At 46.0% G+C, this 20,304-nt stretch carries 20 protein-coding genes; 5 read left to right on the top strand and 15 right to left on the bottom strand.

All coding sequences use genetic code 11. From position 1 onward, the window contains the following. Positions 1-13 precede the first annotated feature (13 nt). From AC1DLM_RS08995 to AC1DLM_RS09005, 3 genes are read left to right on the top strand one after another with little or no spacing between them, the layout of a single operon-like run. A complete protein-coding gene (locus tag AC1DLM_RS08995; RefSeq protein WP_477569771.1) occupies positions 14-1,378 on the top strand; it encodes a YheC/YheD family endospore coat-associated protein in 1,365 nt (454 codons plus the stop codon). Next, the gene (locus AC1DLM_RS09000) at positions 1,378-2,505 is read left to right on the top strand and encodes a YheC/YheD family endospore coat-associated protein (RefSeq protein WP_477569772.1); all 1,128 of its coding nucleotides are present in this window, start codon (positions 1,378-1,380) and stop codon (positions 2,503-2,505) included. The genes AC1DLM_RS08995 and AC1DLM_RS09000 overlap by 1 nt, the downstream gene beginning before the upstream one ends. 6 nt (positions 2,506-2,511) lie before the next feature. Continuing rightward, the gene (locus tag AC1DLM_RS09005) at positions 2,512-3,621 is read left to right on the top strand and encodes a YheC/YheD family endospore coat-associated protein (protein WP_441989830.1); all 1,110 of its coding nucleotides are present in this window, start codon (positions 2,512-2,514) and stop codon (positions 3,619-3,621) included. 62 nt (positions 3,622-3,683) lie between these two features. Here the strand turns inward: AC1DLM_RS09005 and AC1DLM_RS09010 are convergent, their stop codons facing one another. The 4 genes from AC1DLM_RS09010 to AC1DLM_RS09025 all read right to left on the bottom strand — a co-directional run bounded on the left by AC1DLM_RS09010 (position 3,684) and on the right by AC1DLM_RS09025 (position 6,284). Continuing rightward, a complete protein-coding gene (locus AC1DLM_RS09010; RefSeq protein ID WP_477569773.1) occupies positions 3,684-4,061 on the bottom strand; it encodes an ArsR/SmtB family transcription factor in 378 nt (125 codons plus the stop codon). A 29-nt stretch (positions 4,062-4,090) separates the two neighbouring features. Then, positions 4,091-5,122, bottom strand: coding sequence for a cation diffusion facilitator family transporter (locus AC1DLM_RS09015; protein WP_477569774.1), 1,032 nt, complete (start codon positions 5,120-5,122; stop codon positions 4,091-4,093). Positions 5,123-5,311: 189 nt separating this feature from the next. Further along, the gene (locus AC1DLM_RS09020; protein ID WP_441989833.1) at positions 5,312-5,536 is read right to left on the bottom strand and encodes a spore germination protein; all 225 of its coding nucleotides are present in this window, start codon (positions 5,534-5,536) and stop codon (positions 5,312-5,314) included. Positions 5,537-5,612: 76 nt separating this feature from the next. After that, the gene (locus AC1DLM_RS09025) at positions 5,613-6,284 is read right to left on the bottom strand and encodes an HAD family hydrolase (RefSeq protein ID WP_441989834.1); all 672 of its coding nucleotides are present in this window, start codon (positions 6,282-6,284) and stop codon (positions 5,613-5,615) included. Positions 6,285-6,640: 356 nt separating this feature from the next. Here AC1DLM_RS09025 and nagB point away from each other — a divergent pair, with 356 nt between their 5' ends. Together nagB and nagA are read left to right on the top strand one after the other, a co-directional pair. Further along, positions 6,641-7,369 carry a glucosamine-6-phosphate deaminase gene (gene nagB / locus AC1DLM_RS09030; RefSeq protein ID WP_171637939.1) on the top strand — a complete coding sequence of 243 codons (729 nt, stop codon included), beginning with the start codon at positions 6,641-6,643 and terminating at the stop codon, positions 7,367-7,369. Further along, positions 7,366-8,538 (top strand): N-acetylglucosamine-6-phosphate deacetylase, encoded by a 1,173-nt coding sequence (gene nagA / locus AC1DLM_RS09035; RefSeq protein ID WP_477569775.1) that lies wholly within the window; start codon positions 7,366-7,368, stop codon positions 8,536-8,538. The genes nagB and nagA overlap by 4 nt, the downstream gene beginning before the upstream one ends. Before the next feature lie 382 nt (positions 8,539-8,920). Here the strand turns inward: nagA and AC1DLM_RS09040 are convergent, their stop codons facing one another. The 11 genes from AC1DLM_RS09040 to AC1DLM_RS09090 form a co-directional block, all read right to left on the bottom strand. Continuing rightward, the gene (locus tag AC1DLM_RS09040; RefSeq protein WP_441989837.1) at positions 8,921-9,490 is read right to left on the bottom strand and encodes a manganese catalase family protein; all 570 of its coding nucleotides are present in this window, start codon (positions 9,488-9,490) and stop codon (positions 8,921-8,923) included. A 21-nt stretch (positions 9,491-9,511) separates the two neighbouring features. Next, entirely contained in the window at positions 9,512-9,778 is a 267-nt protein-coding gene (locus tag AC1DLM_RS09045; protein WP_441989838.1) for a spore coat protein CotJB, read from the bottom strand. Continuing rightward, positions 9,775-10,014 (bottom strand): spore coat associated protein CotJA, encoded by a 240-nt coding sequence (locus tag AC1DLM_RS09050; RefSeq protein WP_441989839.1) that lies wholly within the window; start codon positions 10,012-10,014, stop codon positions 9,775-9,777. Before AC1DLM_RS09050 ends, AC1DLM_RS09045 begins: the two co-directional genes overlap by 4 nt. Before the next feature lie 192 nt (positions 10,015-10,206). Beyond that, complete coding sequence (gene ytvI / locus AC1DLM_RS09055) at positions 10,207-11,253, bottom strand: sporulation integral membrane protein YtvI (protein ID WP_441989840.1); 1,047 nt, start codon at positions 11,251-11,253, stop codon at positions 10,207-10,209. A gap of 14 nt (positions 11,254-11,267) precedes the next feature. Continuing rightward, a complete protein-coding gene (locus AC1DLM_RS09060) occupies positions 11,268-12,605 on the bottom strand; it encodes a hemolysin family protein (protein WP_441989841.1) in 1,338 nt (445 codons plus the stop codon). Positions 12,606-12,631: 26 nt separating this feature from the next. Further along, complete coding sequence (gene yfkAB / locus AC1DLM_RS09065; protein WP_477569776.1) at positions 12,632-13,759, bottom strand: radical SAM/CxCxxxxC motif protein YfkAB; 1,128 nt, start codon at positions 13,757-13,759, stop codon at positions 12,632-12,634. A gap of 128 nt (positions 13,760-13,887) precedes the next feature. Continuing rightward, positions 13,888-16,113 (bottom strand): MMPL family transporter, encoded by a 2,226-nt coding sequence (locus AC1DLM_RS09070; RefSeq protein WP_477569777.1) that lies wholly within the window; start codon positions 16,111-16,113, stop codon positions 13,888-13,890. Between the two features lie 72 nt (positions 16,114-16,185). Further along, positions 16,186-17,319: an HD-GYP domain-containing protein gene (locus AC1DLM_RS09075; RefSeq protein ID WP_441989844.1), complete on the bottom strand. Its 1,134-nt coding sequence runs from the start codon at positions 17,317-17,319 to the stop codon at positions 16,186-16,188. Positions 17,320-17,426: 107 nt separating this feature from the next. Then, positions 17,427-18,239, bottom strand: a complete 813-nt coding sequence (locus AC1DLM_RS09080; protein WP_477569778.1) for an undecaprenyl-diphosphate phosphatase — start codon at positions 18,237-18,239, stop codon at positions 17,427-17,429. 47 nt (positions 18,240-18,286) lie between these two features. Next, positions 18,287-19,753: a bifunctional metallophosphatase/5'-nucleotidase gene (locus AC1DLM_RS09085; RefSeq protein WP_477569779.1), complete on the bottom strand. Its 1,467-nt coding sequence runs from the start codon at positions 19,751-19,753 to the stop codon at positions 18,287-18,289. 68 nt (positions 19,754-19,821) lie between these two features. After that, on the bottom strand, positions 19,822-20,292 hold the full coding sequence (locus tag AC1DLM_RS09090; RefSeq protein ID WP_441989846.1) for a hypothetical protein: 471 nt from the start codon (positions 20,290-20,292) through the stop codon (positions 19,822-19,824). Positions 20,293-20,304 lie beyond the last annotated feature (12 nt).

A 20,304-nucleotide genomic window follows, 5' to 3' on the forward strand; every position in this document is an offset into this window, starting at 1 on the left:
GGAGGGTAACCTAATGAGTTTGACATCGTGTATGCTCCACGCCGTACAACGAACAGATAGATCGGTCTACTTAACCAGTGATCTCKCCAAAGCTTTACGGTTAACCGGAACTAAATCCATTACTGTAAAGGTTGGGAGTAAAGGGACTTCGTTACCGGTCCGTTTGATCAAAAAAAGTGGTCAGCATATGTACATCCCGCTTTCCCTAATGGCCTCCTTGCGTATTCCTCGCACTGGGAATGTGTTAGTCGTTAATACCAACAATAAAGAGCTTCGCATCGGTCCACTTATTGGCGTTCTAACCAACGTGGAAAACGGTACATCGCCATTCGGCTCCAAAACAGGCTTCATTCGTCAAGTTATCAACACGGGCTCACAACGTTCTTTCAGCTTCGCTTTCAGCCCTAAGAGTGTGAATTGGATACAGGAGACCGTAACTGGCCTTATTCCCAAAGAAGGCGGCGGTTGGATGCGTAAAACCTTCCCGCTTCCCGATGTTATTTACAATCGGCTCTCCAGCCGTAAAGCTGAGAAATCAGCCGGGATGGAGGGATTTAAAAATCGCTTCGTGGCGCGAGGTATTCCGATCTTTAACTGGAGCTTCTTTGATAAATGGGATGTTTACAAAATGTTAGATGGTGACGAAGCTTTCCGCTTCGTACCCGAATCCCGAATTAATCCCACAGCCGAACAAATCAAAGAAATGTTGGATAAACATAAATTTATTTACTTAAAACCAACTGCAGGCAGCCTTGGCATCGGCATATATCGTGTTACCTATAATCCGAAGCGTGGTTATTTCGTCCGCTTCCGGAAAGGGAATAAGAATGTCCTGATTCGTTATGCCAAATTCGAAGGTTTGATGCAAATGCTGGGAACAGGGCGCGGCCGTTTAGCTAGCTATGTCGCCCAACAAGGAATTCGGCTCATCGAAATTGATAATTGTCCGATTGACTTCCGCTTCCACTTAACGAAAAACGGCAGTAATCAGTGGGTTGTTTCAGCGATCGGGGCTAAGAAATCAGGTAAAGGCAGTGTCACAACGCATATCCGAAACGGTGGGCAGCTCATGACACCTGAGCAGGTTCTTCGTCTAGTTTATGGGGCACGTGGGGAACAAATTCTTGATAATGCCAAGGAAACAGCGATTAAACTCGCACAAGGCATTGAAAATAACTACAATCATTTGCTCGGTGAGTTAGGCTTCGATATCGGAATTGATCAGAATGAAAAAGTGTGGATGTTTGAAGCAAATGCAAAGCCTGGTCGATCCATTTTCAAGCATCCTTCGCTGAAAGACGGAGACACGGCCACCCTTCAAAGTGTGTATGAGCATTGTCTTTATTTGAGCCGTTTCCGCTCAAGGAGGGAAAACTAATGGGTTTTACCCTTCATGAGAGAGCTCCTAAACCAACATTAGCTATCCTTACCGTAAAAGACAGTTCCCGTGTATTTCGCGGAAATTTAGAAAACTTTCTTGACTTAATTAAAACAGGCGAGCGATTTGGTCTTGACGTTTATGTCGTGACTACCAAGGACTTCAGTATTTCGAACTCTGAAATGTACGGTTATCGCTTTCGACCAAGTGCTAATAAATGGAGCAGGGAACTCGTTCCCTCTCCTCAAGTTGTTTACAACCGCATTCCTTATCGAAAAATGGAAATGAAACCTGAGGTCCAGCAAACGATTCAGGCTTGTAAACGCAGCACCAGCATTCATTTATTCAATCCTTCTTTTTTTAATAAATGGACATTATTCAGTTGGTTAAATAACGCCAAAGAAAGTAAGCCATTCATGCCGGATACCCTGCAGATGAATGAAGTAGCAGATCTCTCCCAATTATTACAGAAGCACCCTGTACTCTACTTGAAGCCTGTTAAAGGTAAAGCCGGAATGGGCATTATGCGTATAGATCGTGTTAGCCCTAAGGGAAGCAATGGACAATATCGGCTTAGTCGCCTCGAAGACAAGAAGATGGTCTATAGTTATCATAACGACGCGGAGGACATCTGGAACGAATGGGAGAGCCATAGCGGTGGCCAAGATTATATCGTCCAACAAGGGATTGCGCTAACCAGATTCAAAGAACGTGCTTACGATCTGCGTGCATTAGTCCAGAAAACAGCAAAAGGAGAATGGAGTGTCTCTGGGATTGGCGCCCGTGTAGCAGGCAAAGCCAGCATAACCACACACGTTCCGCGCGGAGGTTCCATTGACGAACCCAGGAAGCTGCTTGCCTATGTTTTCGGTCCCAAAGAAGCCAAAAACATTCTAAAACGGGTTCGTCAAGCAGTGATTACACTGGCTACACAAATAGAGAAATCATCAGGCAATCCACTTGGTGAAATGTCCATGGATATCGGTGTTGACACGTCTGGACATATCTGGTTTTTTGAAGCGAATTCGAAACCAATGAAATTCGATGAACCTCGAATCCGCCAGAAATCACTTGAACGGATTATTCAATACAGTCTTCATTTGATTAATAATCGGAGAAGAAGGTGATTATGCTTGGCTCAAGAACGACTAGGCGTACTCGCTATTTATTTAAACAACTCACGACTTGAGGAACTGGCTTATTTCCAAAAGCTTAGCAAGGAAGGCCAACGTCTAGGCGTTCAAGTCGAGGTGTTTACTCCGGCGGATGTACAGGGAAATGCCGTGCGAACTCTCACATTTGATTCCAGTCGAGGAAGATGGCTTCGGAAGTACACAACATTACCACCCATTATCTATGATCGCTGCCGCTATAGAGCCGCGGCGAATTATCATATGCTACAAGCTTTTCGCAACCGCCATGCCAAGCTCATCTATTTGAGCAAACCGCTGGCCAATAAATGGGCGATGCATCAAACCCTCTCCCAAAACACTGGCATCCGACCTTATCTACCATCCACCGTTCGCTACAGTACCATCCATGAGTTGATGAGGTTTCTGAAGAAACATAAGCTCATCTACGTAAAACCAAAGAATGGCACCGGAGGAAGAGGAATTCTTCGGATTGAACAGATTTCCTCTGATCTCTATTTGTTACAAGGCAGAAATCAATTTCGTTCGATCATTGCTCCCTTCAAAGCGAATGAGAAACAGCTGGCCATCAAGCTTCATACATTGAATTTGAGCTCCGACTATGTCGTTCAGCAAGGGATCCAACTAACTCTTAATGATGGTCGTGTTCATGACTATCGGTTGTTGATTCAAAAAAATGGTCAAGGCGAATGGGAAGTGACGGGGTGCGCTGGAAGAATTGGCCCTCATCGCAGTATTACCTCCAATCTTCACGGTGGCGGCACGGCTGTGACGCAAGATCGCTTATTAGGATACCGCTTCTCATCTCAAGAGAAAATTGCAGACATCAAAGACGAGATGAACGATTTCGCTTATAAGCTGGCTGATTATTTGGAGGTCAAATTCGGGAAGCTGTGTGAATTGGGGATGGACATCGCCGTAGATTCCAAAGGAAGTGTCTGGCTGCTCGAAGTGAACCCGAAGCCATCACGGGAAGTGTTTCGCAGGATCGGACAGCACGACACCTACCAGAAGGCCGTAACAAGGCCACTAGAATATGCGCTTTGGATGCTGCGGCAGAAAAAAGGCACGGATGACAGCACGGATTCATAGTTCACCAAAAAACAAGCGAATCACCTTGCTGGGTGAACGCTTGTTTTTTGGTTTACTTCGTTTTATTTGTGCCCTAGATGCACCATCGTTTGCACAAAAATCTGTTCAATGTGCTCGTCATCCAGAGAGTAGTAAACGGTCTTGCCTTCTTTTCGTCTTTTGACAATATGAAGATCCCTCAAATACCTAAGTTGATGAGATACTGCAGACTGCTCCATCCCAATTCGCATCCCCAGATCGTGAACACAAAGCTCCTTATTTAGTAGAAAGTAGATGATTTTAATGCGCGTAGGATCTCCTAGGGCTTTGAAAATCTCAGCAATACCAGTGGCTTGCTCATCGGTTAGCTCTCTCTCTCGTTCCGCTTGCGTTATAGCCGTATGCTCACAGCTACAATCATCATCGGTTACTTTCCTCGCTTCCAGTAATCCCTTATCCATAGGAAATCCTCCTGTCCTCGTCACCTATTTTAAACCAGAAGCGTTTGATGGTCGATCGTTGATTTCTCGATTTGTATGGTCGCGTGAGTAATACCAAACCGCTTCTCAATAACAGTAATTCCTTGCTGCAGAATAGTTTGGCTATCCCGATCATCCTTAATCAGCAAATGACAACTCATGGCTTCTATGCCCGAAGTAATCGTCCACACATGCAAGTCATGTACATCAATGACACCTTCGATTTCTTCTAGGACTTGTTTAACAGAGACCATAGAAATAGAACTTGGTGTTCCTTCCATCAAGATGTGAAGAGTTGATTTCAGGACGCCCCAGGCGCCTCTTAAAATAAGTAGAGATACAATGATACTAATGATGGGATCTGCTACATACCAGCCAAATAACAGCATCACAGCACCGGCTATAATCGCGCCTACAGAACCTAACGCATCACCTAAGATATGCAGATAAGCACTGCGTAAATTCAGATTCCCATGTACATCACCCTTACGCATGAGCGACCAAGCGCTTAATAAATTGGCGATTAATCCTATGCACGCGATGAGCATCATGGACCCGCTAGCAACAGCAGCAGGATGGAGGAATCGATCAATCGCTTCCCATATAATAAGTCCAGCAATGACGAATAACGTCACCGCATTAAAAAGTGCTGCCAATATTTCAAAACGGTGGAATCCGAAGGATAAACGAGCTGAGCTGGGCTTCGCTGTAAACCATAGCGCTAGAAGGCTCAATGCTAATGCACCCGCATCGCTTAGCATGTGGCCAGAATCAGACAGCAGTGCCAAACTGTTCGTCCAGAGTCCACCAACCAATTCAAGAACCATGATACCCGCTGTTATTCCTAGCGCGATCAACAGTCCTTGCTTATTGCCTGAATGCCCGTGATGATGGCCATGGTGATGTCCGTGGCCATGATGATGATCATGGTGATGACCGTGATGGTCAGATTCATAGTGAGCGTGGCCCTTATGCTCATGACCTTTTTCTTCTCCGTGGTCATGTCCACATGCGTGTTCCTTTTTCGAATCATGCTGTTGCATGGCATTACCTCCCCAGTTGCACACGACATACTTATAACTACATGTTTATATATGAATGATTACTCATATGTTAATAATAAATAAACATGCTTGCCAGTGTCAATAGGCTTCTCCAAAAAGAAAAGACCGATTCATCTCGCCACACATGGTGAGCTTGAATCGGTCAACTTCATAGGCAACTAGAATCGCTTAGGTCCCCGTTGCTGTCTTATTCGCCCCTGCATCAATCACATCAGGGTCTAACGTAATTGTTGCACTGAATACGGTCGTAGAAATCGAGAAGTCCCCCGTGATTCCTCCTCCAGCACCTGTGTATGATTTGGTGGCACTCGTCGGGGCAATGATACACGTATCTCCGTTAATCAGGTTTCCTTCATTCCTTATAATATTGAATATCCCTACAAAAGAAGGCATTCTGATCAGCACCTTTATCTCTCAATGTGCTACAGTGTATGCCCAAGGCTCCCGCTTTGCGACAGACCTGCGAGAATTAGGAAATGTAGTCCAGCAGCTCAGAAAATCGTCCTATTCGGATATGTGCTCCTTCAAGTTCTCCAGCTTCTCGAAAGCCAGCATAGTCGCATGCCACAACGGTAAGGTTATTACGAAGTCCCGCTTCTACGTCTGACGAACGATCTCCAACCATCCAAGCGGACTGAATGCCGTGTTTTTCGAGCAAAATTTGGACTAAATCTACTTTGGAACGCGTTTGGTACTCTCCTGCACTATATAAGCCTTCGAACAGATGCGCTAGCCCCATCTCCGCGATAACTTGTTTGACGTAATCTTCTAACCCATTACTGGCTACAAATAAACGAACCCCTTTGGCATGCAAAGTCTGTAAGGTTTCAGCTACACCTTCGTATAATACCCCGCGGCCCTCCTGAAGTCCTTCGACCTGGTACTTAATCAATAACTTATCTGCCTCCTGATGTACGGCAACAGGCGACTCTGGCATCACACGCATCCATATTTGTTCAAGGAGCATGCCTAACGCACCAAGAATTCGGTCTTCAGGCGGTGTCTCCCCTTCATATATTCCTTTGGCTCGAAGCTCGTCGAAAGTCGCATGGTACGCTGGTAATAGTAAGGTTTCCGTCTGAAATAACGTCCCATCCAAATCAAAAAGCATTGCTTCTGGCAGTTGTCCCCGAGTCGTCATGTTCTTACTCCTTTATCTGTATAAAATAGTTGTAATGATCTATGTTAAGAATGGCAAACATACCCATGTAAGTCAATGTAGAATTACAATAAACGACTACTCAGTCCTTCTTGGACGTAAGCGTTTATCAAAAATATAGACAATGTAGAAAGTGAAACTTTACACTCTACTATTTAGTGGAAAATGGTTATTGCCGATCTCAAAAATATCAGTTATGATTGAAATGAGAATAATTTGATCCATAAATGAAATTTTCACGCAAAATAAAAATGAACTCTTTCTAAATAGTCCATTGAACCTTACTTATCTCTCTAACCACTTACATTTTACATCCATGAAAGCGAGGAATAATGAATATGAATCTTCATATTTTCCAGAATCAACAAGAACTTAACGAAGCAGGTGCAGGTATTATTACCTCTCTGGTTCAAATGCAGCCCAAAGCTGTTCTCGGCTTAGCCACAGGTGGCACACCGGTTGGTATTTACGAAGAGCTCGTGAAAGCCTACGAGAAGGGCCGTGTTAGTTTTAAACAAGTGACAACTTTTAATCTAGATGAGTACGTTGGCTTACCTGAGGACCATTCTGAAAGCTATCATGCTTATATGCAGCAACATTTGTTTGCGCATATTGATCTTCCTGCGGAAGCCGCTCATATCCCGAATGGGAATGCACCTGACCTGGAAGCAGAGTGTGAGCGATTCAATCAACTTTTGGATGATGCGAAGCAAATTGATCTGCAAATTCTAGGCCTTGGCCATAATGGACATATCGGCTTTAATGAGCCTGACGATTCCTTGATTAGTGGTACACACCGTGTTGAATTAAAAGAAGAAACACGTGAAGCCAATGCGCGATACTTCGATTCCATTAATGACGTGCCTACACACGCCTTGACGATGGGCGTTGGTACCATTCTGAAAGCCAAAACAATTCTTTTGATCGTACGCGGCGCTGATAAAGCTGAAATCGTACATCGTGCTCTAACGGGACCGATTACAACTGAAGTACCTGCCACACTGCTGCAGACTCATCCTCATCTAGTTGTTCTACTTGATGCTGAGGCAGGGAGGCTGTTCGAATGAGCGAGCTTCTCATCTCAGGTGCCAAGGTCGTCACGGAACAAGGTATCATTGAAAATGGATTAGTTCATGTAATAGATGGTAAATTGGCCTACGTGGGTGAACAAACTGGTTGGCAGAACACAGCTAGTCCAAGTGTGGTTCGCATCGAAGCAGACGGCAAATGGTTGCTGCCTGGCTTCATTGACGTTCATGTGCATGGCGGTTACGGCGCTGATTTCATGGATGCGAATTCGGAAACTTTGGATACGATCACCAAATTCCATGCTTCGCATGGCACAACTGGCATGCTGGCTACGACGATGACAGCTACGCGTGAAGCCATTGATCGTGTGCTCGTTGAAGTGCACAGCTATATGGAGCAGGGTATGCCTTATGCTCAGCTGCTTGGCGTGCACTTGGAAGGTCCTTTCATTTCGCCGAAGTGGGCCGGCGCTCAAGACCCGAAGCTCATGGTTACGCCGCAGCTTGATTGGTTGAAAGATTGGCATGAGCGGTTCCCGCAGCTCATGAAGCAGTTGACGCTTGCCCCCGAGCGCGAGGGGGGCCATGAGATGATCGCGTGGCTGCGCGATCAAGGCATCGTTGCCGCTTGCGGCCACACGGACGCCTCTTACGCCGACATCCAGTCGGCGGCGGCTGTGGGGCTCTCGCATGCGGTGCATACCTTCAACGCGATGAAGCCGCTGCATCATCGCGAGCCTGGGACCGTCGGTGCCGTGCTCACCGACGCACGCATCAGCGGCGAGGTGATCKCCGATGGAATCCATGTGCATCCAGCAGCGATTAAGCTGCTGACGATGGTGAAGCAGCCGCAGGGCTTGCTGCTGATCACGGACGCTATGTCCGCCGCCGGCCTCGGCGACGGGCAGTACGACCTAGGCGGCCAAGCCGTGACCGTGCAGGCGGGCGTTGCCCGGCTGACGGTGGGCGGCGCGCTCGCCGGCAGCACGCTGACGATGATCGATGCGCTCCGGTTTATGGTGCGCGAGGTCGGTGTCAGCGTCGCAGAAGCGAGCCGCTACGCGAGCGGCAATCCAGCGAGACTGCTTGGCCTCGAAGCGACGCACGGCTCGATCGCCGCAGGCAAGCACGCCGACTTGTTGCTGATCAGCTCGGAGCTTGAGCTCGAGCAGGTTTGGGTGCACGGCGCGGCGATGAAAGAAGCTTAATTGTGGTTATCTAATAAGATACATGGAAGAAAAGTGGTCGCTCAGCTAATTTAAGTTGAGCGACCACTTTTTATGTCGACTAGTACGGGACGGACTACTCCCTCGGCAACTCATTGGTCCGAAATTGCCGAATTAATCTCATTGTTGTCCCATTACATCTTAAATAGTCCTAAATAGCCAAACTAATTCGATCAAAACAACTCTTACACAGGGAAAATGGATAATTAGTTCGGCAAAATCGAACTATTGGTCATTTTTTATAAGTAACCCTCGGTTTAGTTCGGAGGAATCGGACTAACGTGGTAGAGAGCCGCCCCGAAGTAGCGATAACTACTTTGAGGCGGCCCTCTTTCTATGGAATGCGGTACATGTACCACTACACTTAATATATCTTCTTCTCCACCCGATCCGCCTTCAGTATCTCTACTGCCTCCCTAAACCGCAGGGAATGCACAATCTCCCGCTCCCGCAGAAACTTCAAGCTATCTTGCAAGTCGACGTCGTCTGTCAAATCAATTAACCATTGGTAAGTCGCTCTCGCCTTCTCCTCTGCTGCTATGTCCTCGTAAAGGTCGGCGATAGGATCTCCTTTGGCTTGTATGTAGGTTGCGGTCCAGGGGACGCCTCCTGCGCTCTGATAGAAGAGTCCTCGATCATGGGCTGCGTAGTGATCATCCAATCCTGCTGCTTTCATTTGCTCCAAAGTGGCATCTTTCGTCAGTTTATACACCATGGTCGCAATCATCTCAAGATGAGCAAATTCCTCCGTGCCTATATCTGTCAGCAAACCGACAACCTTATCCGGAATCGAATACCGTTGGTTCAAATAACGAAGGGCCGCAGCAAGTTCCCCGTCTGCTCCCCCATACTGCTCAAGAAGCAGTTTGGCCATCCGCGGATCACATTTGCTTACCATGACTGGGTATTGCAGCTTTTTCTCATAAATCCACATGGGCTATCCTCCTTCTCCTTCCTAAACTTGCCACGGCCAAGGGGTCTCCACCCACTGCCATGGCGCTTTCGTGAAGCTGTGTCCAAAAGGCATCAAGGGGCCAAACTCCATCTCGAACTGCTGGGCTATATGCATTCGCTTATGGGTAAATTGATTATACTGTTGGATCACGCTCAGATCGTCAGGGTGGGTATCCAAATATAGGTTCAACTCCACCAATACAAAATCCACGGTTTGCAAATCACGAAGTTGCTTGTAATAGGCTTCGGGCAGCACTCGCTCGCTCATGTAGATTCGCCTCCTTCATCACCTCTAGTCTCCTGTAACGGATTCGGATAGGGCCCATAAAGCGCTGGCCACAATGTCCCTATTTTCAAAGCATCATAGGGGCTAAATTGTGGCAATCCTGGCGGTTGAAAATGCATATATAATTGCGGCGGTGTATTATACCATTTCACTCGAATCGGTGGACAAGGGTCACACGGTCCGATATACGGGTACCAACTTTTAAATTGTGTGTTCATACGTCTCCTCCTTTTCAAAGTCTATATGACTCGTTATATGCGGCATAACTTGACCAAAATCACCGATTTCCCATTTTTTTCGATGAGATGATCAATTTAGCTCCTTTCCCGAGCCTTTCGCCCCGCCAAAAGCAAAAAATCCCTTTCCGATTGCACCCGCGCAATTCGAAAGGGATTCCTTTTAGCTCATTCTTAATCTAATTTAATATTCAATTTCAACACGCCTGCTTTGCGCAACGCTTGATAAATAATGACGACCAAAGGACCGAGGAACAAGCCGGCTAAGCCCAGCCATTCGAAGCCAATATACAAGGAAATTAAAGCCGCTAACGAGTTGATCCCAACGGCATCACTAAGCACTTTGGGCTCTACAATCCGGCGGAGGATGACCAGCACCAAGAAGAGCACGAACAAGCCAATTCCCATGCTCGTATATCCTAGCAGCAGCTGGTAAATGATCCATGGGATGAAAATAATGCCAGTTCCTATCACGGGTACGAATTCCATCACCATAACTAGCAGTGAAATGGCGAGTGGGTACTCTGCCCGAAGGACGAGCAATCCAATGAAAGTCAACAAATACGTAAAGATCGCCATGATCAGCTGTGCGCGAATGAAGCCAAAAATAGCCTCACGCAAATATGTCAGCACATTTTCCATCTTATCCTTGGTTTTCGTTTCAAACATCGAGAGAAAAGAAACCTTCAAATTCGGCAAGTTGTACATGCACAAATACAGGGTGATCACATAGATGATCAATAGCATGAATAAATTAGGGATCTTCCCGGCCATATTGAGGAAAAATCCTGAAATTCCACTCAAAATACTCGTCAATGCTCCAGTTAACGTCTCTGTACCCCGTTCTACCCACATTTGTACTTGCGCTGCCATCTCTGGGGATAAAGAGTCATAGAATACTTGGGTCCGCACCACTGCTTGATCCACGTAATTATTGACATCTTCCATGTAATTAGGCGCTTTACGACCAAGATCGATTAACTCGGTGACGACATTCATCCCAATAAAATAGATTAATGCCACCATCAGCAAAGTAAATGCCGTACTAACGATTGTTGCGGCGACAAAGCGTTTCATTTTCGCGACACGCATCAAGAGAGTTGTGAGTGGGTCTAGAAAAATTGCAGTCACCAACGCTAAGAGAAATGGCAGCCCTACGGTGAACAAACCGTATAGCACCAGTATTCCTACCGCCATGATTATAGCTGTCCTGGGTGACATAGAGACTCCTCCGATTATTCATTTCCCGGTTTAATCGTGTCGATATTCGTTATATGTATACGAACAATACGTAATCGATCTACCTCGGTCACTTCAAAAACATGATTAGCAAAAGGCACTTTCTTCCCTTTGACAGGCGCACCTTCCACCTTCTTGAACAGCCAGCCGCCTATCGAATCCACATCATCATCTTCAATTTGGAGGTCCAGCATGTCGTTCAGGTCTTCCAGCAATACACGCCCATCGACAGAAGTATATTTGTCTTTCACTTCCACGCCAGGTCGCTCATTCACATCGAATTCATCATGCAATTCTCCCACAATTTCCTCGATGATATCCTCTAAAGCTAAGAGCCCCGCAGTTCCCCCGTACTCATCAACAACGATCGCGAGTTGGGAATGCTTTTTCTGCATGAGCTTAAGCACGCGACTAACTTCCATCGACTCCGGCACGTTCAAAATCGGACGAATGAAGGTCTTGAGTTCCTGCTCGACATCAGGATCCGCCGTTAGTAAGTCAGCAATATGTACAAAACCTACAATGTTATCTTTATGCCCATCAGCTACAGGGTAGCGTGTGTGTTTGGTTTCATGAACGAATCGCAAATTATCGATAAAACTTGTTTCCAGAAACAGACAATCCATATCTGTCCGCGGCAGCATCACTTCACGAGCGATGAGATCGGAGAATTCAAAAATATTATCGAAAAGCGTCATCTCATCTTCATTGATATGACCGCTTTTGACGCTCTCATCCATCAGGATTCGAATTTCTTCCTCGGTATGTGCTGCTTCATTCTCACTGGCAGGCTCAACGCCGATCATCGCAAGAAATTTGTTCGCCGCGCCATTAAGCACCCAGATAATCGGGCGAAATACTCGATAGAAAAACAATAGCGGAGCTGAGAGCCACAAAGAGGTCAATTCAGGTTTTTGGATCGCAAACGATTTAGGAGCCAATTCCCCTAACACAATGTGCATAAACGTAATAAATCCGAAAGCAATAATAAAAGACAAAGTCGTTGTATATACAGATTCCCCTAAGCCAAATGTATGAAATAGAGGCTCCATAATCAGATCATGAATCGCAGGTTCTCCAATCCAACCCAGTCCCAAGGAGGCAAGTGTAATGCCAAGCTGCGTGGCTGATAAATACCTATCCAATTGTGACGTTACGATACTCGCATATTTGGCTTTTCCGCTGCCTTCATTGACAAGCTGTTGAATGCGGGACTGTCGAACCTTCACAAGGGCAAACTCGGCTGCTACGAAAAAGCCATTTAACAGAACGAGTACGATAACCAGGAAAAGATTAAGTGCGATGGAACCGAAATCAAACGACGTATGTGGCAAAATGTATTTCTCCTTCGGAAAGATGATTAGATAATAGCTTTACGGCTTTTGAAATCCACAGTGCGATAGTACGAGTCAGCTACGAGCAGGTTGGGTCCGCAACAGGATGCCGTACTACAGAAGCAATTCACCTGCTGGTTTAGCGGATTGTTCTCCCAACGTGCAAAGATATCATCAAGCCCATCATCATGTATATTTCCAAGCGGAGGCTCATTAGCAAAATCGGTGACGAAAACCTCGCCAGTAAACGTACTGACGTTCAATCGGTTCCGCCCATCTGGGTCGTTACGAACGGTAACATTTGGCTCCTCACGTAGACGTTTAACTAACTTACGGTCCTCTTCCAGTTCATTGCATGCGAAAAAAGGCAGCGTGCCGAACAGCATCCACATTTCTGGATTGCGATGATCTAACAAGCGATGGATACTCGCGCGCAATTCGTCTAGCGTAACCATCGGAAGATGTGAGGCGAAAGAGCTTGCATACATCGGATGTACCTCGTGACGCTTGCACCCCATTTCGTTAATTAACTGATGAATCTCAGGCAATTTCAAATGGGTTCTCGTGTTAATCATCGATTCCGCAGAAACGTACAAACCGCCCTTGCTTAGCGCGATTGTATTATTCACCATTCGCTCATACATCCCTAATGCCGTTACTTGCCCCACGGGACGCTGAGAATTCACAAATCCTACTTGATGGAAATCATCTGCATTCAAATAATTAAACGAAATATGCATCACATCGAGATACGGCGCAAGCAGCTCATAACGCTCCAAATCTAAAGTTAGATTCGAGTTGATTTGAGTGCGAATTCCCCGCTCCCGCGCGTACTTCAGGATTGGCAGCATGTAGTCCTTCACAATCTTGATGTGGTAGGACGGCTCGCCGCCTGTTAAACTTATCGTTTCCAAATGTTCAATCTCATCCAGCTTTTGTAAAATAACTGGCAACGGAATGCGTGGTCCTTCTGACATCGTAAGTGAATCCCCAACTGCACAATGCTCACAACGCATATTGCACAGATTGGTGATGGTAAGCTCTATGCTGGTTAATACATGTTTCCCGTATTTCCGATACGACCGAATGGGGTCCCAAGGATCATATTGGGGAGTTAACTCCGGTAAGATGGAGTGTGTTACGTTCCTATTCATGCTGTTTACACCTGACCTATCATTTCCTATTCAAGAACATGTTACTACCTATTATGCCTATACCTATGCCCTTTATTGTAACTTATGATTCACAAAAAAGGAAACAGAGACAGGAATTGCAGATGGCGCTACCGCTTCTCTACTTTTGCCTTAGGCTTCACTCGGAGCCACCTTGGTGCCCACCAATTGGCGTCACCGAGCAGTTTCATAAGCGCAGGAACAAGCATAACCCGTACGATCGTGGCATCAATCAATACAGCGAGTCCGAGGCCAAGTCCCAACGCTTTCATAATTTCGATATCCGTAAAAATAAAAGATCCAACTACGACAACAAGAATGAAAGCCGCGCTTGTAATTAAGCTCCCCGTTTTTTTCAAACCCTCAGCTGTACTCTGATCATTGTCCCCACTCACCTCATACTCTTCCATGATACGTGAAATGAGGAACACTTCATAATCCATAGAGATACCAAATACGACGCAGAAGATGATAACAGGCAGCGTTGCACTCACATATCCGATTGACGTAATGTGCAGCATATCCGCCATAAATCCATGTTGGAAAACTAATACGACGATACCTAAGCTAGCACCTAAACTAAGCATATTCATCAGAACAGCTTTAAGCGGGAGCAGGACGGAACGAAATGCCAGCAAAAGAACGAGATAGGTAATTCCCATAACGAAAATAAGAACTTCAGGAATTTCCTTTTGAATGCGATCAATGATGTCCAATCGGTAGGCAGGCCCACCTGTAACGGCAGTCTCTAATCCTTCTTTGTTTAACTTGCGGAGCTCATGAACTAGCGTATCCGTCACAGGATCATCTGTGTCCTTCTCAGGTATAACGACCATCAAAGCGGTATGACCTTTCGCTAATTGCGCGTCTTCTAACTGCTTTTGAACATCCCTCTTTGTAAACATACCTGTAAGCTCTGTATTCGAATGCTGTCCTAAGACGGTTAGATAGCTCTGCACCTCTTTTACACCAGCGACAGCTTTGACCCGCTCTCCGTAAGCTTGAATCTCGCTGATCGAGTCTGCTGACCAGATCTCCTCTTTCGTATGTATCACAATTTGAATCGGCCCTGTCATACGAGGATCATAGGCGGTTTTGAGCAACTCCGCTCCATATCGGGATTCATAGCTTGGAGGAAGAACCTCCGCATTAGGCACCCCTAATTTCATATGCCAGATCGGTGTCATACTGTAGATCAACACACCGCCTATAAGCACAACTAAAACGACTGGACGTTTCATCACCGCGTAGGCGATTTTCTCCCAGAATTTCGATGTTTCTTGCTTACGGAATCGTTTAGGAAGGACCTGTAAGGAGTTAATGCGATGACCTAAAATACCTAGAAGTGCTAACAGAACTGTATTGGCCACAATGACGGAAATTGAAACAACGATAACCCCCCCGAGACAAAGGGACCGGAAGAAGGTCAAATCCACAAACAGCATCCCCAATAAACCAATGAGTACCGCGATACCCGAGAAGAAAATCGATCTTCCTGCTGTTTGACATGTCATGGCTACGGCAGCAGCTACACTACCTTGTACTTTAAGCTCCTCACGAAATCGGCTAACCAGAAATAGCGCATAGTCAATCCCAACAGCAAGCCCCAGCATCGTAACCATATTCGGCAAAAAATTCGATAAAGATTGATGCTGCGCGATAAAATAGGTAACTCCCAGTGTGAGCGTCACACTCATCAACCCCACGACCATGGGGAGGAATGCTKCAACAAATGTACCGAAAACAATTAACAATACGAGAAGTGCAATAGGTAAACCAATCGCTTCCGACTTGGCAATATCATGTTTGCTGGCTACTTGCATGTCATACAGAATTGCGGGACCTCCCGTAACATACACGTCCATACCTGCCGGTGGATGCACAAGCGACTTAAGCTCTGGGTATGCCTCCAAGGCAGGATCTGTATCCAATGTGAGCGATACACTAACAGCTTGGACATCTAGATGTCCCTCGTTCCGAGGCGTAGTTATAAATTTCACATTCTCCACATAAGACAGTTCTTTCAGTTTCGTAAGTGAGGCCATAACCGCGTCTTGCTGATCTTTCACTGTTATATCAAGTCCATTACGCCCCGCATAAACGATATTCAGCTGTGTTCGAGGCACACCAAGCTCATCCCTCATTTGAATCAAGCCCAGATCGGATTCGCTCCCTTTCGGAGTAAACCCGTTGTCCTTCAACATGCCTGGCGTTTTTTGAGCAAAAATAGCAAAGATAAGCATTAAACTAATGCCAATCGTTAGCACTAACCATCGGAACCGAAACATGGCGTGCCCCCATCTCCAAAACAACCCTTTTTCCATGGACTCCCGCATCGTGCTTCCTCCTTAATCTACAAAAAGAACCTGGTTTCCMAGGTTCTTTATCCAATACGTGCTATATCTATGCTATAGAAGTGTAGGCATACTTGAATCTAATTCCGATTCGCTAACCTTAATTTCCCCAATTTCGGAAATTAATATCGATAGCTTGCTTGAAAGATCAATTTCATAAGGTTCTTTAAGTACAGTACCTGCTTCATCTTGAAGCACACGAATAGTCGGTCTATGTGGAACAGTCATATTCAACTTCGACACAATGCCATATTCGCCAGTATTCAGTCGTACCGTAATCCCTAGTGGGTAAATGGCAATTTTGTCTCGAAACAAAGCAATCTGACTTTGATCATACATCGTACCAGATCCCGCGAATAACTGCTCCATTGCTTCATGTGGCAATAAAGGTCTGCGATACACACGTGTAGTCGTCATGGCATCATAGGAATCGACAAGTCCAATCCATCTGGCGAATTCATTAATTTCGCCCCCTTGAATGCCCCGTGGATATCCACTGCCATTAATCCGTTCATGATGCTGCAAGGCACAATGGGCTGAAAGAAGTGGGATATTCGGCTCATCCTTCAATAAATTGAAGCCATAGGTCGTATGATTTTTCATTTCCTTGAACTCGTCCGGTGTTAGCTGAGAAGGCTTGCGAAGAATGCCTAATGGCACTTTCGTTTTTCCAATATCATGCAATAACGCACCTAAACCAAGAGTTTCGAGCTTATCACGACTGTACCCATAACTGATTCCAAGCATGATCGCATAAATACTCACGTTAACCGAATGCTGAAATAAGTAATTATCTTTCACATTCATATTATTAAGCATGACCATCGCACCCTCATGAGCACTCAGATCATCAATAATCATCTTCATGACATTTCGAAAATTACGACCAATATCGTAATAATTCACTGCTCCGCGCTTATTCGAATCTTCCATTACCTTCTTAAACGTATTGCGAATTTCGATCACTGCTTTGCTTCTTGTTTCATCCTGAATGACATCCTCTTGAATAATATCATTCGTTCTAGCATCTTCTATGTAAATATAATCAATTCCATAGCTAAACAAGCGATCAAGGAGTCTCTGTGTAAGCTCAACATTAACGGCCAGAAGGACCATACCATCATCGTTGTATATATTCTTAGCCAGCCTCATCCCAGGTTGACACATGTTGATCGGCATAAACAGCATTTCAGGACCCCCGCATAGGTGAGCATTACGTTCTATTTAAATGTAATAGATTTTAAAGAAAAGTTCAATACAAAAAACCGCATCTTTCGACGCGATTCGCTAGTGTTCTACTTTAAAAACATATAAAGCGCGAAAATAATCGCAATGGCAAAACGATAATACGCAAAGTAAGTGAGCTTCATCTTTTGTACAAATTTAATAAAGGATACGACAGCCAGTAAAGCCACTACGAAAGCCACTAAAAATCCTACAATAAAAAAGGCCAAATCGTCGGATGACAATGCTTCATAATTTTTCAAAAAGTAGACCCCTGAAGCCCCGAACATAATCGGAATGGCCATTATGAAGGTGAAATCCGCTGAAGCGGCACGGCTTACACCAGAAAGCATACCACCTGCAATCGTGGAACCCGATCGAGAAAAACCAGGCCAAATCGAAATGAGCTGCCACAATCCGATAGCAAATGCTTGGCGATAAGTTAAATCATCAAGGACGGTCGTTTTGGGTTGTTCCTTTTTCTTCTCAGCAATGATCAATAGAATACCACCGAGCACGAGTCCAATTAAAACGGTTGTTGTATTGAATAGCTTCTCATCCACAACATCATTAAATAAAACTCCGATCACACCAGCAGGTATGATACCAATTAAAATATGAATTAAATTCAGTTTTTTCCCTGTTTTACTTTCGCTTTTCCGATTCACAAGTCCAAATAATGAAAGAATTCGTTTCCAATAAATAATAACTACCGCCATAATAGCACCCAATTGAATCACGAAATCGAACGTCTTCATGACTTCGTCATTTTGTGTGTTTAGCAGGCTCTGTGCCAAAATCATATGCCCTGTCGAGGATACGGGTAAAAACTCAGTCAAGCCCTCAACGATCCCAATAATGATCGCCTCAAAAATTGTATGCATAATTGCCCCCTAAATTCTGATAACTATCAGGAATCTTGCTCCGATTACTATTCTACCTTTTTAGGACTGGGTCTGACAACATCTGAGAATCGAAAGTGGTGGCTGCTTGCAATCGCAGCCTCATCTTGCAGTTGTTCAGCTAACACATCACGGATAAATTCCGGCAGCATGTAAACGATCTGCTTGCCTCGGCTCAACGATATATAACCTGAGCCGAACGTAAACATATCGATCGTACCCACGAGGTAGGAACGTTCTGGATCTAACAATTCCTCGCCGACATATACGGCGACGATGCGCTCGTAGGGAGGGCGCGTAGCATCCACTTGGACGGTTATCCCGTCCACACAGAGGACGCCTAGCACCTCCCCGCGGAAGCCGTAGCCGCGTATCGGCTTCTCCATGAACTCATCAAGCAGCGACTCTTCGAGCGCTTGACGAATATCCGCGCCGCTGAGCTGCATGCGGCAGGGATTGATCGGGCCGGGGCAGATTTCCAGCAGCCGGCCCCGGGTCAAGCCCCCCTCCTTCAGTCCCTGAAGGAGCTGCCCGCTATTGACCAGCCCGATCTCGGCGCTGGTCCAGCGGCGAATACCCGCGGCAAGCAAGTTGCCGAGCGGGGATTCGCCGTACCAATCCAGACGCAGCGGCTGCCGCAGCTGCGCCACCTCCACCKCCAGCGAGGCGCTGCTGGCGATGCGGTAGTGCTCCAGCAGCGTGATGACGCTGCTGTCTTCTTCGCTCGCGTCCGTCATCGGGACGACGCGGCCGTTCAGCTCCACGATCCGGCGCTGCGCCGGGTCGTAGGCAAGTTCGATGTGGCCGGCATACTGACCGAACTTGCCGGCCGCACCAATATAAGTGCCGCTGATCAGCAGCGGCTCTTCAAGTAAATGATGCGTGTGACCGCCAAGGATGAGATCGATGCCGTCCAGCTCCTCAGCCATCCGTTGATCCGTTCTCAGACCCAAATGCGACATGACGATTAGAATGTCCACCTTGGGGCGTAATAGGCTCACATGGGCGCTTACAGCCTTCATAGGATCACTTACATGCCAACCGAGCAACTCATAGTAAGCTTGATAAGCAGCCGTAACCCCAATCAAACCAATACGAAGACCGGATTTCTCAAGTGTCAGTGAAGGCAGCATCCAATCAGGAGTTTCATTCGTTTTGATTTCTGTAATGTTACTGCCAATAATCGGGAACTGCGCGTGTTCCAACACAACCGATCGCAGCCAATCCGGCGTGAAGGTTAGCCCTTCATTATTTCCCAGAACCATTGCCTCATAGCCTGTGGCATTCATGATCTCTAAATTAGCGATCGCATTCGTTCCTTCTGTCTCTGGAAACATCCGATCCATATGATCGCCAATGTCAAGTGTCAGTACTTGATCTGGCGGCCAGAGACGGCGGATACGATCAAAATAAGCGCTTATCTTGGGCATCTGTTCGAAATGGCTATGAATATCATTCGTATGCAATATGACTAGCCGTTGCAAGGGGGACGTCATCCCGTTCACCTCTCTTCATGGGCAAGTAGTTCCTAGCATGTCTCTATATTATGCAAGTATCCTCTTCCTCATTTCTTGAATTTGAGCTCACCCGGGGTAACTTTGTTCTTAAACCCATAAGTTGCTTCTTCACCTAAACCTGGATCGTTCAGAAACCATACCTTAACAATACTTTTTACATTCAGACATTCACTGCTTCCATCAGGTACATATAGTCGAATAGGGTATCCTTTCTTCAATGCTTGTCCCTCTTGTGCATATAGGAATAGTGCTTGATCCGCTTGCCCCCAAGGTATCAACGCTTGGAACTCATCTACCGCTTCCACCTTCACATGAGTAGGCTCTTCATCAGTACGATGCTGCCCCTTATTGTTCCAGTTACGGTACCACGATTTGAGATCAAATGCCTCCCCCTCTACAGACGGAACGCGATCTTGAATGTTCAACCGCAGCTCCGCTAATGTCACCATTTCATCAACAGTAAAGGTTTCCTTGCGCTTATGTAAGTCAGACACTTCTATGTGTGAATTGGATTGCATGCTTAGATCTCC

The sequence above is a fragment of the Paenibacillus sp. 01T442 genome (assembly GCF_056398345.1).